This is a genomic window from Variovorax sp. (assembly GCF_035634955.1).
Lineage (GTDB): Bacteria > Pseudomonadota > Gammaproteobacteria > Burkholderiales > Burkholderiaceae_C > Variovorax.
This window is the reverse complement of the sequence record NZ_DASQBZ010000015.1, coordinates 430605-442799: the sequence shown is the minus strand read 5'-3', so window position 1 is coordinate 442799 and position 12195 is coordinate 430605. Positions and strand designations below refer to the sequence as shown.

Sequence of the window (12195 nt, the reverse complement as noted above, 5' to 3'; positions counted from 1 at the left end):
CGTGCGTAGGCGCACGACCGCCCCGACACAACACGCGTGCTGATGACGGACCGATCGGCGCGACTGGAGAGAGGGCGGGGTGCTTCAGCTTTTCACGGCACACCTCCGCTGCATGTGTCGAGTGCGCTGCACGGGCCGGCGCCTCAGTTGGCCGGCCTGCGAAAGGCGTCGAGGTGGTCGCACACCCAATCGCTGAACGGCCTGGGCACGTAGCCGGTGGCCTCGCCAAACTCGTCGCTGACGTCGGGCTTCACCGTCACCGACTTCTTCAGGTAGTCGAGCAGCCTCTGCGCGGCGGCGCGCGACAGTCCGGGCGACGCCAGCATGCTGCGAGCCAGCGCATCTTCTTCTCCGATGCGAACGCAGGTGATCGCTTCACCCAGTTGGGCTGCGATCGCGTCGACCTGGTCGCGGATGCGCAGCACCTGCGGACCTGTGACGAAATAGGCGCGTCCGGCGTGCGCATCCGATTGCAGCGCCAACGCCGCCAGCAGCGCCACGTCGTCTTCATGGACCGGATTGCGCATCGAGTCCGGGCACGCCGTGTACACGCAGCCGTCCGCACGAATGCTCTGCACCCATTGCAGGGAGTTGGACGCCATGGTGTCGGGACGGATGAACGTGAAGCCAAGTCCTGCCGCCTTCACCGCGGCCTCTGCGGCGCGATGCCGCTCGGCGATCGGATTCGGCCCCGGGGGCGCCTTGACGACCGAGGCCGAGGAAAGCATGACGATGCGCTGCACCGCGCAGGCCCGCGCCGCGCCGAACACGGCAGGGCTGGCGTCGGCGTCCGGGGCGTACATGAAAGCCGCATCCACGCCCGTGAACGCCTCGGCCATGCTGTCCGGGCTGTTGAAGTCGCCGGTGACCACTTCGTCGCCATCCTCGGGACAGAAGCCCCGGGCCTCCTCCGGACGCAAGAGAAGGCGCAAGGCCCGGCCCTGCGCACGGAGGCGTCGCGCCACGTGATGCCCGACACGCCCCGATGCGCCCGCCACAAGTACTCTGGACATGGCCACCCGGCTCAGTGGCGCGCCAGGATCTGGCGGTACGCGCTCGAAAGCCCGTGCGGCGTTGCGACACCGCGCCACGCCACGATCCCGTCGGGCCGCACCAGGACCGCCTGATCCACGCCTGCCCCCAGCGGCTCGACGGAGTCGACCACCGCGACCCTCTGCTCCAGCCCCAGTTCGGCGGCGACTGCGCTCGCCTGCCCGGCAAAGTCCGCGTCAGTCGTGTAGACCTGGAAATGCTGCCCAAGAAGACGCCGGGTGTTCACCTGCTCGCCCGCGACGTGCAGGGTCACGTAGGGAACCCTTGCGCCGGGCGACCCGGTCGGCCGCGCGGGATCTTCGAACGGGTCCGAGGAGCTTGGCAGCGAATCTGCCAGGTCGCGCACCAGCGCCCCTTCCAGGCAGACGTAGCCGAACATCATCCTGGCATGGTCGATGGGCTCGCCCGTGAGGGTCGCCAGGTTCTTCATGTCGCGACGCTCGGCCAGGTTCGCCGCCTGCCAGGTGCACACGATCTCCGCATACGGCCTGCGCTCCGCATCGTAGGTCTGAAGCAGACCCGGCCCGGCCAGGCCCTTGAGCACCAATGCCAACTTCCAGCCCAGGTAGTACCCATCCTGCATGGCGGTATTGCCGCCCTGGCCACCCGTGGGCGGCATCACGTGCGCAGCGTCGCCGGTGAGGAAGACGCGCTCGGTGCAAAGCCTGTCGGCAATGCGGTGGGAATAGTTGTAGGTGGTGTCCCCCGTCACCTCGAACTCGAGATCCGGCACGCCCACCAGCAGGCGGATCAGGGCGTGCGTGGTCTCGGCATCTCGCGCCGGGTCGGCCGAGAAGTTCGCAACCCACTGGTTCGTGTAGTCGGTACTCACGAGAATCCCGGATCCGTCGGGCAGCATGGGATTCTTCACGTAGTGGATCGTCATGGCGTTGTCGCCGGCCCACTTCGAAAGGTCTGCGTTGAAGCGCACCGCGGTCACGGATTTCAGGTGCCCCAGGCCATGCGACCCGATGCCCAGTTGCCCGGCAATGCCGCCGCGGATGCCGTCGGCTGCCACGACATACCTGGCACGCATCGCGATTGCCTCGTCCGCGCCGATCCGCCGAAGCTGCAGTTCGACATGATCGGGCGCCTCGGCCACGGCATCGCATGCGCACTCGAACCACACCTCCACGCCGAGTTCCATGGCTCGGCGCAAAAGGGCCTCTTCGGCGCGGGCCTGACTGGCCATGCCCGGAACCTCGGGAGAAAACCTGGAGAAGTCGGGCCGATGCGCAACGTGGTCGTAGATCACCTTGCCGGTCATGCTCTCGGAGACCTTGGACGTGATGCCGGGCCGGCCCGGCGGCCTGGCCGCCACGATGGCGTCGGTGACGCCCGCCACCCGCATCGCTTCCATCGTCACGGGATTCTGGCCCCGCGCCTTGGGAAGAATCGACGTCGAGGCGTTGCGCTCGACCAGCAGCGGCCGAACGCCATTGAGCGCCAGAAACACGGCCGTGGACAACCCCGCCAGGCCGGCGCCGACGATCACGACGTCGCGCTCTTGAAAACTCATGGTGATTCCTTCAGTTCAAAGTTGACCGCCGCGTTCCCAGTGAACGAGGCGTGTGCGTGCAAAGACGATCAGTCGGTCCGCCGCCAATCCCAGCAGGCCGAAGAACATGACCACGGCGAAAGCCGAGGCCGTGTCGAAATAGGACGAGTACTGGACGATCAGCGCGCCAAGGCCGCGCGATTCGCCGACGAACTCGGTCACGCACATGACGATGAGCATGATCGGCGTCGCCACGCGCAAACCGGTGAGCAGGAACGGCAGCATCGTCGGCAGCAGCACGTCGGTGGCGAAGCGCAGCGGGCCCAGCTCGTTGTTGGCCGCGAGCCAGGCCATGTTCTTCGGCACGGAGCGCGCACCCGCGTACATCTGCACGAACAGCGGGAAGAAGCATTCCAGTGCGACCTGCACCACCTTGGAGGAGGCGCCCAGTCCGAACACGAGGATCACGACCGGATACAGGGCGAGCTTGGGCACCGGGTAGAGAAACGACACGATCGGATGCACGGCCGCGTCGATCACCCGGTTGTATGCGCACGCCACGCCCACGACCGAACCCAGGCAGGTGGCGATGAGCAGGCCGATGGCACCCTTGGACAATGTCGATGCGGCGGCGTCCAGCAGCTCCGCGCTGGAGATCAGCGCCACGAACTGGCGGCCGACTGCATCGAGACCCGGGAACATGCGGGTGCTGCCGAGCATGGCGAAGCATTGCCACACGGCGAGCAGGAGCACGATCCCACCGATCCTGCACCACCGTGCGCGCGTCTTCGGTGATGTCATCGGTCAGCCTCCGAATTCCATGGCCTGGCCGCGGCACAACCTGCGCGCGACGGATTCGAGCGCGAGATTGGACAGGTAGCCGGCCAGCGCGATGTACAGGATCGCGGCGTACATCTGCCGGTAGTCGCCCTCCTGGTAGGACTCCATGACGATGGTGCCGAGACCGTCGGAATGGCCGACGACTTCGGTTGCCACCATGAGGATGAACGCCACCATCAGGCTGATCCGCAGCCCGACCATCGTGCGCAGCAGGCTCGCCGGCAGGACGACCTGGAAGAAGCTCGCCAGCCGGGAGACCTCGTTGTTCCTGCTCAGCCACAGGTATCGCGGGTTGATGCCCAGCGCCCCGCTCATGGCATTGAGGTAGGCGGGGAAGAAGCAGCTCAGGGCGATGATGAGGATGCGGCTGGTGTCGGTGAAGCCCAGCCAGACGGCCACCGCCGGAAATAGCGAGATCTTGGGAATGGCATGGACGAAGGCCTGCGGCACGTCGAACAGATCCCGGACCGTGCGGGACACGCCCGACAGCAGCCCCAGCGCCACGCCGAGCGCCCCTCCGAGCGCAAAGCCACCGAAAGCCCTGGAGATGCTTCGCACGGCGGGCTCGAGCACGTCGCCATGCACGAGCCTGGCGACGGCGGCACCGACGATCTCGAGCGGGCCCAGGAAGTACTCCGGCGAACCCGCGCGGCGACTCGCCGCCTCCCAGGCACAAAGAATCAGCATGACGGACGCGAGCGTCACCGGCCAGAGGCGGGTGCCTTCATTGGTATCGGGTTTGTGCATCGCTCAGGCCGCCGAAGCGCGTCGAATCAGTTCCCACAGATGGCTGCGGTACTCGAGCACCTTCGGGTGCGATTTGGTGGCGCTGGTGCGCGGACGCGGCAAGTCGATGGCGCAGTCCTCCATGACGGTGCCGGGCTTGCCACCCAGGACGACGACGCGATCACCAAGGAAGATCGCCTCCGGAATGTCGTGGGTGATGAACACCACCGTCAGGCCGGATGCCTGCCAGACACGGGTGAGCTCCTCCTGCATCTCCTCGCGCGTCTGCGCATCCAGGGCCCCGAACGGCTCGTCCATCAGGAGCACCTCCGGCTGCATCGCGAGGGTTCGCGCCAGTGCGGCGCGCTGGCGCATGCCGCCGGACAGCTCGCTGGGATAGGCCTTGCCGAAGCGATGCAGGCCGACCTTGTCGAGGTACTCGGTCGCCCTGTCGAGGGCTTCGGCGCGTCGCACGCCGCGCTGCTCGATCGGCCACGCGATGTTCTGCAGCACGGTCTTCCAGGGAAACAGCGTCGCCTCCTGGAAGACCATCCCCAGCTTGCGGCTCGGCGCCGTCACCGCCTGGCCATTGATCTCCACCGCGCCGGAGGTGGGCGATTCGAAGCCGCCCAGCATGTGCAGCAGCGTCGTCTTGCCGCAGCCGCTCGGGCCGAGAATGGTGACGAATTCGCCTTGGCGAATCTGCAGGTCGACGGGGCCGAGGGCGTGGACCACGTGCGATCCACGGCGGAATTTCTTGACGACGGAGTTGACGCTGAGCATGAAGTTCGGAGGTTGCCGCGAAGGAGCGGTGGTGCTGAATGGCAGCGCGGGGCGCACTACTTGCGCAGGGCGTAGCCCTTCATCAGGAGGTCCTCCGCCGCAACGGTGCGGGCCGCGGGCAGGAACCCCGCGCCGACCATGTCCTCGATGGTGGCCTGCACGTCGCGGACATTGATCCGGCCGCCTTCCGCCCGGCCTCCGTCCGATCCGGCGTCGGCGGCGGCGGGCGTCAGGTACTTGGCGGCGATGAGCTTGGCGTACAGGCCGTCGCGGCCTGCGCGCCAGTTCTCAAGAGCCTTCTGGTAGTCGCGGCGCCATGCGCAGTAGGCTTGCGGATGAGCATTGACGAACTGCCGCGTGAAGAACACCAGGGTGCTCGGATGTGCCTGCGCAGTCGCCTGCATGGGGCGCAGCACCACCTTGACGCCTCCGGTCTTCTCGGCCTTCGCCAGGAACTGGCGCGATAGCCAGGCGACGTCGATCTGATGGTTTCTCAGTGCCTGCTCCTGGGCTGGCGGCGGCAGCGAGACATACCGGGCCTCGGCGGGATTCAGCCCGGCGCGGCGCAATGCGCTCTTCACCCAGTACTCGCTGATGGTGTTGGGGCCGTAGTAGCCGATGCGCTTGTTCTTCCACTGCGCGGCATCGCCGACGCCGCCGTCGATCAGGGAGACGAAGGCACCCTGGTTGTCCTGATCGCTCGTTTCGACGATGGACGCGACCGCCCGCAGATCCAGGCCCACGCGGACGCCGGTGATCAGCGCCGTCAGGCTGATCGAGCCGGCATCGATCTGTCCGGCCTGCGCGGCCGTCATGCGATCGTTGGAGGCGTACTTTTGCGGCTCGAGCGAATAGAAGCGTCCATTGCCCGGGTAGCTGGCCTTGTCGGCCCAGAGCAGGGCCAGCGGCTCCTCGCCCCCGCCGGTGAGTCCGTAACGGATCGGCACGGGCTGGGCCGGCGCCGCCGCCAGATCCACGTTCGCGCATTCATCCTTGGCCGAAGGCGCCTGGGCCGATGCGAAGATCGGACCGGCGGCTGCAACCAGCGCGATCACGAGACGCGCGGAGGCGATGCGCGCTCCGCGAGAACACCGGTGGATTGGCAATGAACGAATCAAGACTGACCTCGCGAATGAGCAGGCTGAATCACCTGGATGTTTTGAATACGAAACGCACGATGCGAATACAGAACGAATCGGAGTATAGGAGCGGCACGGTCGCGGGCTACGAGGGATAACCCGCACCCGGCCGCCCCCGCATGAAAGCTCGAAAAGCCGAGTCCGCCCTGGCTCCGCTATCGGTCCATCGGCCGCTGCACCATCTGCCGCGCCACTTCGTGATGCGACAGGCCCAGATCGCGCAGCATTGCGGCATCCATCGACGCGATCTCGCGCAGGGCTCTCGCGCGCTGCCGGCTTGCCGTCCACAGACGCAAGACGTCGTGGGCAAGCCCGGGAATGCGGTGCACGAGCACCGGGCCGCCTGCCGCATGGGTGTCGGCTTCACGCATCCTGAGCCTCCCGCAGCGCGTCACGTTCGCCACGCGACGGCCGCAGCACGCGCCCGACAGCCTTGCGCAGGGTCAGGCGCAGCAGGTCGCGCTGGGCGTGGCTGCCACCAAGGCGCGGGACCGTGCCGGGAAGACTGGCAAGAAGCGTGATGGCCAGGGTGTCATGCCCCCTCCCGAAGGCCATCAGCGCACGGCATGCAGGCAGCCCCATTTCTCGCGTCGAAAGGCCATGCCGCGTCTGCCGCGCCTGCGCCTGCGTCAGGAATTCCTCCATGGCCCGCGCCAGCAGTTCGTCGCTTGCGCCGACGAAGGCCAGCATGGCATGCAGGTCGTTGAAGCTGCAGAAGCCGTCGTCGATGTGCGGCGACCAGGCGTCGGCGAGCGCACGCCAGCGCGCGTAACCCACGTCGCCGCCAGCCAGCGCAATGCGCCAGAGCAGCGCCGCGGCGTCGATCAGGTCACCGACGGCCCGGGTACCGGGCACGAAGATGAAGGCGTCATACACCGCCAGCGCCGCCCGGCCATCGCCTTGCGCCAGGTGGAAGAGAGCGGTGTGCCACCATCCGTGCGTCGCGACGACGGTTCCGGTCGCCCACGCATCGCGATTGGCCTGCATCCAGCGAAGACCGTCCTGGGGCCGGTTCGTCATCTCGAAGACGTGCGCCATGCTGTGATGTGCCCGCGCGTCGGACGGGTCGAGCTCGAGTGCGGCGCGCGCCGCGGCCTCGGCGCCGACATAGTCACCGCATTCCTCCAGGCCGAACGCGTGCATCGCCAGCACCGCGTGACAGCCCGGCAGGGCACGCGGCCAATGCGGGAGCACGGCTTGAACGCGGTCGCGCATCGTCGCGGTGTCGCCGACGACATGGTCGAAAGCATGCGCGGCGTGCAGGGCCAGCAAGTCACGCGGATGCTCGCGCAACAGGTGCCCGAGCCTGGACCTGGCAGCCTCGTAGTCGTCGGACAGCACGGCGGCGATGGCGCCGAGGTGCTGCCGCTCCCGCTCGTTCGACGGCAAGGTCTCGGCACGCGCCAGAACCGGCAGCGCGCGCCGCACCTGCCGCGGGTCGCGGCTGCATGCCAGGAGCCAGGCCTGCAACACGTGCGCCATCACGAAGCGCGGTGCATGCTGCAGCGCCCGGGCCATGGCCTCGTCCACGCCGACGCGCCATCCCAGGAAGCGTTGCACTCCCTGCTCGTAGGCCGCAAGCCCCGCAGGGGTCGCGCCCGTGATCGCACATCCCCGCGCGTCGACCCGGCTCATGGCTGCGCTCCTGTCCGGGGCGGGTCTGCCGGCTCGATGTTGAGGTTCATGCGGAACAGGTTGTCCGGGTCGAATCGCTGCTTGGCCGCCCGCAGGCGTGCGTGGTTCGTGGCGTACGTGGCTGCCACGCGCTCGAACTCGTCCTCGGTCAGGAAGTTGACATAGCCGGTTCCGGTGGCATGGGGGGCCGCGTCCTCGAAGGCGCGGCGCGCCCAGCCGCGCACCCGCTCGTCGTCGGCCGGGTCGGCCCACCGGCCATGGACGTTCATGATGTAGCGCGCGTCGCGCGCAACGTAGGCCGTGGCGCCCGGCGCCACGCGCGAGACTGCGCCGCCCAGCTGGGCCACGAATATCTCGCACTGCGGATCCGGCAGCCGCCCGGCCGCAGCGACGATGGTGTCGAGCGCCGCGTCGCCCAGTTGGCTGAAGTTGTTCGACTTCCAGTAGTTGCGCGCGCCGGCCGCCAGCAGCGGGTCGAAGGCGGTCTGGAAGGCCGCGTACGGCGTCGGCCCCAGGGCGACGCCCAGGGGGTCGCCGAAGCGCGTCACCGGCGCGGCCAGGCGTTCGCCATCGGCGACGTTGCCGCTGTAGACCAGCGCAAGGACCACCACGCCTTGGCCGTGCACCGCCTCCGGCAGGAACGGAAGCGGTGGCGCCTTGCGCATGACCAGCCAGACGCTCAGTTCGTCCGGCGCGTCGGCCGTGAAGTCGCGCCAGGCGCGCAGCACCTGGCGCGCCTGCGCATGCGGGTAGACCACCAGGCCGGCGTAGACCTCCGGGCCGACCGGGTGCAGCCGGAACTCGAAGGAGGTCACCACGCCGAAATTGCCGCCGCCGCCGCGCAGTGCCCAGAACAGCTCCGGCTCGGACGTGGCCGAGGCGGTGCGCACGGCGCCGTCGGCGGTGACCACCGTACACGACAGCAGGTTGTCGATCGTCAGGCCATGGCGGCGCGACAGCCAGCCGAACCCGCCCCCGAGCGTCAGGCCCGCGACGCCGGTGGTCGAGTTGATGCCCAGCGGCGTGGCAAGGCCGTGGGCCTGTGCTTCGCGATCCACGTCACCGAGCAGCGCGCCCGGCCCGACGCGGGCGGTGCGGGCGGCCGGATCGATGTGTACGGCGCGCATGCCCGACAGGTCCAGCATCAGGCCGCCTTCGGGGACGGCGTTGCCGGCGATGTGGTGGCCGCCGCCTCGCACGCCTAGCAGCATGCGATGCGCCGCGGCAAAGCGCGTGCAGGCCTGGACATCGCTGTCGGTCAGGCAGCGCGCGATCAGCGCCGGCCGGCGGTCGACGGTGCCGTTCCAGACCTTGCGCGCTTCGTCGTACGCGTCATCCCCCTGCATGAGGAGGCCGCCGCTGACCTGGGCGCGAAGGTGGTCGACATCCGTCTGGCCGAGTTGCCGGACATCCTTGTCCAGCGTAAGGTAGTTCAGAAATCGCATGAGGTGCTCCGGGATGAAGAGGTTGCTGCTTGCACCGCCGCGAACCGTTCGCAGCGGGTGCCTTCATTTTTCGGATCGGTGCTTTGCGGCGCCGCGCCGCGCGTCCGCCGAACTTGCCTGCGCGTCCGGTTCGTGTCGGGCGCGGCCGGCGCCCTTGATCGCGCGTCCGCCCCGCTTGATCGAGGCTCCGTGACGGCCCCATGAGCCAGGACACCTTGTCGGACGTGCTGCGCGGCGTGCGCCTGCGCGGCGCCGTGTTCTTCAACGTCAGCGGCAACAGCGACTGGGCCGCCGAGGCGCTGCCGGCCCGCGAGCTGGCACCGCTGCTGATGCGCGGCGTGGAGCACGTCATCGAATATCACGCGGTGGCCAAGGGCCACTGCTGGGCAAGCATTCCCGGCGGACCCTCGGCGCACCTGAAGCAGGGCGACGTGGTGATGTTTCCGCACGGCGACGCGCACGTGGTCTCGAGCGCGCCGGGCATGCGGGGCGAGTCGGACATGAGCTGGTTCCCCGGACTGCAGATCGACCAACTGCCATTGCGCATCGCCTACAACGGCGGCAATGCGCAGATTGCCGGCCCGGCGGTGCACGGCGACGAGCCGGACACCACCATCGTGTGCGGCTTTCTCGGGTGCGACCTGCAACCGTTCAATCCGCTGGTCGAGGCCCTCCCGCGCCTGATGCATCTGCGCGCCACGGAGGACGACAGCTGGATCGCCAGGTTCACCCAGCAGGCCGTGGCCGAATCGCACGCCAGGCGGCCCGGCGGCGAAGCCATGCTCGCGCGCATGAGCGAGATGATGTTCGTCAACGCCGTGCGCCGCTACGCGGACCGGCTTCCGGATCAATCCGCGGGCTGGCTCGCCGGGCTGCACGACAGGTTCGTGGGCAACGCGCTGGCGCTGATGCACCAGGAGCCCGCGCGCGACTGGACGCTCGACGAACTCGGGCGCCGCGTCGGGTTGTCGCGATCGGCGTTGCACGAACGCTTCACGCAACTGGTCGGCATGCCACCCATGCAGTACCTCACGCAGTGGCGCATGCAGGCGGGCGCCCGCCTGCTGCTGGAGACGCGCTCGACGGTGGCGTCGATCGCGCTGGATGTGGGCTACGAGTCCGAGGCGGCGTTCGCGCGCGCATTCAAGCGGATGGTGGGCAAGCCGCCGGGCGCGTGGCGGCGCGAGCGCGACGCGGGTCCGGCACCGGCATAGGGTCCGGCCGCCCGACAGCAGACGACGCGTGCAGAATCCACGCGAACCGAGAACAGCCCTCCTCAGCGAGCCGTCCCGCCCCCCGAATCCACCCGCCCCTGCCATGCGCATTCCCGACATCCAACGCCGCCTGCGCCAGGCCGGCGCCGGCCCCCTGCACGAGCAGCGCGTGCTGCGACTGTGGTCGCATGCGCTGCCGCGCGACACCGGCCGGCGCAAACCCGGCACTTTCTTTCCCTCCTCCTTGCTCGCCGCCCTCCCCGAGATCGAATCCGACCTCGCGGCGCTCGCGCGCGTCCACTCCGCGCATCCTGGCGCGGACGGCTCCGAGCGCCTGCTGGTCGCCCTCGCCGACGGCCAGACGGTCGAGAGCGTGCTGCTGCCGCGCGGCGGGCTTTGCGTGTCGTCCCAGGTCGGCTGCGCGGTCGGCTGCCGGTTCTGCATGACCGGGCGCGACGGGCTGCTGCGACAGCTCGGCAGCGCCGAGATCGTGGCGCAGGTGGCGCTGGCGCGCGCGCGAAGGGCGGTGCGCAAGGTGGTGTTCATGGGCATGGGCGAGCCGGCGCACAACCTGGACAACGTCATGGAGGCGATCGAGCTGCTCGGCACGACCGGCGGCATCGGCCACAAGAGCCTGGTGCTCTCCACGGTGGGCGATCCGCGCGTGTTCGAGCACCTGGCGAGCCAGCAGCGGGTGCGGCCGGCGCTGGCGCTGTCGCTGCACACCACGCGGGCGGACCTGCGCCGCCAGCTGCTGCCGCGCGCGCCCGCCATGACGCCCGAGGCCCTCGTGGATGCGGCCGAGGCCTACGCCCGCGCCAGCGGCTACCCCATCCAGTACCAGTGGACGCTGCTGGCCGGCGTCAACGACGGGCCGGACGAACTCGACGGCATCGTGCGCCTGCTTTCGGGCCGGTTCGGCGTGCTCAACCTGATTCCCTTCAACACGGTCGAAGGCACCGGCTTCGGCCGCCCGTCCTGGGAACGCTGCGAGGCGTTCGCGCGCACGCTGCACCGCCGCGGCATCCTGGCCAAGCTGCGCGACTCGGCCGGTCAGGACGTGGATGCCGGCTGCGGCCAGCTGCGCGCGCGCATGGCCGAAGCGGGCGCACCGGCCGAAGCACCCATTCGAATGGCCGCCCGCATGGTGTAATTAATCACCTAATCAAACAAACAACCAGATGGTCGCAAAGACAGGCGGGAGCCAACGAAAACGCACCACGCGCGGCCCGGGCCGGCCCGAAGGCGTGAGCGAGGTTCGCAACGACATCCTCGACGCCGCCGAAGACATCTTTTCCAGCCTGGGGTATGCCGGCACGTCGTTGCGCGAGGTAGCCCAGAAGGCCAAGGTCACGCAGGCGCTCATCAGCTACTACTTCGGCTCCAAGTTCGGTCTGTTCGAACAGGTGTTCCTGCGTCGCAGCGCGCCGATCTCGCAGGAGCGCATCGAGCGGCTCGAAGGCCTGCGCAAGAAGGGCAAGGCCAGCGTCACGGACATCGTGCGGGCCTTCCTGCTGCCCACGCTGAGCCTGCGCGCATCGCCGCAGGGGCGCGCCTTCCTGCGCCTGCAGGCGCGGCTGCACACCGAGCCGCCCGAGATCTCGTACGAGCTTCGCACGCACGCCTACGGCGATTCGACGCGCCTGTACGTGGAGGCACTGCGCAAGGCGTTGCCCAGGCTCGGCGAGCTGGACGCGTACTGGCGCGTGACGATGATGATCGGCACCTACCTGTACGCCTTCTCGGACACGCACCGCATGGAAGAGATGGCGCCGCCGGGCACCTACGACCCTTCGGACGTCGAATCCATCATCGACCAGGTGACGCGCTTCGTGGTCGGCGGCTTCGAGGCCGCCTGAGCG

Annotated in this window: 12 protein-coding genes; 3 read left to right on the top strand and 9 right to left on the bottom strand. The window is 68.8% G+C overall.

Translation table 11 applies throughout. The annotated features are described in order from the left end of the window. Positions 1-143: 143 nt before the first annotated feature. From VES41_RS07000 to VES41_RS06960, 9 genes are all read right to left on the bottom strand, one after another. Entirely contained in the window at positions 144-1013 is an 870-nt protein-coding gene (locus VES41_RS07000) for an SDR family oxidoreductase (protein ID WP_324814720.1), read from the bottom strand. A gap of 11 nt (positions 1014-1024) precedes the next feature. Further along, a complete protein-coding gene (locus VES41_RS06995) occupies positions 1025-2572 on the bottom strand; it encodes an FAD-dependent monooxygenase (RefSeq protein WP_324814718.1) in 1548 nt (515 codons plus the stop codon). Positions 2573-2587: 15 nt separating this feature from the next. Then, a complete protein-coding gene (locus VES41_RS06990; protein ID WP_324814715.1) occupies positions 2588-3352 on the bottom strand; it encodes an ABC transporter permease in 765 nt (254 codons plus the stop codon). Positions 3353-3355: 3 nt separating this feature from the next. Beyond that, positions 3356-4138, bottom strand: a complete 783-nt coding sequence (locus VES41_RS06985) for an ABC transporter permease (protein ID WP_324814713.1) — start codon at positions 4136-4138, stop codon at positions 3356-3358. 3 nt (positions 4139-4141) lie between these two features. After that, positions 4142-4900 carry an ABC transporter ATP-binding protein gene (locus tag VES41_RS06980; RefSeq protein ID WP_324814709.1) on the bottom strand — a complete coding sequence of 253 codons (759 nt, stop codon included), beginning with the start codon at positions 4898-4900 and terminating at the stop codon, positions 4142-4144. 56 nt (positions 4901-4956) lie between these two features. Then, positions 4957-5955 (bottom strand): ABC transporter substrate-binding protein, encoded by a 999-nt coding sequence (locus VES41_RS06975; RefSeq protein WP_324814705.1) that lies wholly within the window; start codon positions 5953-5955, stop codon positions 4957-4959. Positions 5956-6194: 239 nt separating this feature from the next. Continuing rightward, positions 6195-6410 carry a DUF1127 domain-containing protein gene (locus VES41_RS06970; RefSeq protein WP_324814702.1) on the bottom strand — a complete coding sequence of 72 codons (216 nt, stop codon included), beginning with the start codon at positions 6408-6410 and terminating at the stop codon, positions 6195-6197. Continuing rightward, positions 6403-7674, bottom strand: coding sequence for a tetratricopeptide repeat protein (locus tag VES41_RS06965; protein WP_324814700.1), 1272 nt, complete (start codon positions 7672-7674; stop codon positions 6403-6405). The genes VES41_RS06970 and VES41_RS06965 overlap by 8 nt, the downstream gene beginning before the upstream one ends. Continuing rightward, positions 7671-9119 carry an FAD-binding oxidoreductase gene (locus VES41_RS06960; protein WP_324814697.1) on the bottom strand — a complete coding sequence of 483 codons (1449 nt, stop codon included), beginning with the start codon at positions 9117-9119 and terminating at the stop codon, positions 7671-7673. Before VES41_RS06960 ends, VES41_RS06965 begins: the two co-directional genes overlap by 4 nt. 200 nt (positions 9120-9319) lie before the next feature. Here VES41_RS06960 and VES41_RS06955 point away from each other — a divergent pair, with 200 nt between their 5' ends. The 3 genes from VES41_RS06955 (at position 9320) to VES41_RS06945 (ending at position 12192) form a co-directional block, all read left to right on the top strand. Next, the gene (locus VES41_RS06955) at positions 9320-10333 is read left to right on the top strand and encodes an AraC family transcriptional regulator (RefSeq protein ID WP_324814696.1); all 1014 of its coding nucleotides are present in this window, start codon (positions 9320-9322) and stop codon (positions 10331-10333) included. 103 nt (positions 10334-10436) lie between these two features. After that, positions 10437-11486 carry an RNA methyltransferase gene (locus tag VES41_RS06950; RefSeq protein WP_324814694.1) on the top strand — a complete coding sequence of 350 codons (1050 nt, stop codon included), beginning with the start codon at positions 10437-10439 and terminating at the stop codon, positions 11484-11486. A 94-nt stretch (positions 11487-11580) separates the two neighbouring features. Further along, positions 11581-12192: a TetR/AcrR family transcriptional regulator gene (locus VES41_RS06945; RefSeq protein WP_324814692.1), complete on the top strand. Its 612-nt coding sequence runs from the start codon at positions 11581-11583 to the stop codon at positions 12190-12192. Positions 12193-12195: the final 3 nt, after the last annotated feature.

Bases quoted from the DNA above. Each gene is read 5' to 3' on its own strand.
- VES41_RS06965 (WP_324814700.1), bottom strand. From the start codon at position 7,674: ATGAGCCGGGTCGACGCGCGGGGATGTGCGATCACGGGCGCGACCCCT.
- VES41_RS06955 (WP_324814696.1), top strand. From the start codon at position 9,320: ATGAGCCAGGACACCTTGTCGGACGTGCTGCGCGGCGTGCGCCTGCGC.
- VES41_RS06960 (WP_324814697.1), bottom strand. From the start codon at position 9,119: ATGCGATTTCTGAACTACCTTACGCTGGACAAGGATGTCCGGCAACTC.
- VES41_RS06985 (WP_324814713.1), bottom strand. From the start codon at position 4,138: ATGCACAAACCCGATACCAATGAAGGCACCCGCCTCTGGCCGGTGACG.
- VES41_RS06950 (WP_324814694.1), top strand. From the start codon at position 10,437: ATGCGCATTCCCGACATCCAACGCCGCCTGCGCCAGGCCGGCGCCGGC.
- VES41_RS06995 (WP_324814718.1), bottom strand. From the start codon at position 2,572: ATGAGTTTTCAAGAGCGCGACGTCGTGATCGTCGGCGCCGGCCTGGCG.
- VES41_RS06970 (WP_324814702.1), bottom strand. From the start codon at position 6,410: ATGCGTGAAGCCGACACCCATGCGGCAGGCGGCCCGGTGCTCGTGCAC.
- VES41_RS07000 (WP_324814720.1), bottom strand. From the start codon at position 1,013: ATGTCCAGAGTACTTGTGGCGGGCGCATCGGGGCGTGTCGGGCATCAC.
- VES41_RS06990 (WP_324814715.1), bottom strand. From the start codon at position 3,352: ATGACATCACCGAAGACGCGCGCACGGTGGTGCAGGATCGGTGGGATC.
- VES41_RS06980 (WP_324814709.1), bottom strand. From the start codon at position 4,900: ATGCTCAGCGTCAACTCCGTCGTCAAGAAATTCCGCCGTGGATCGCAC.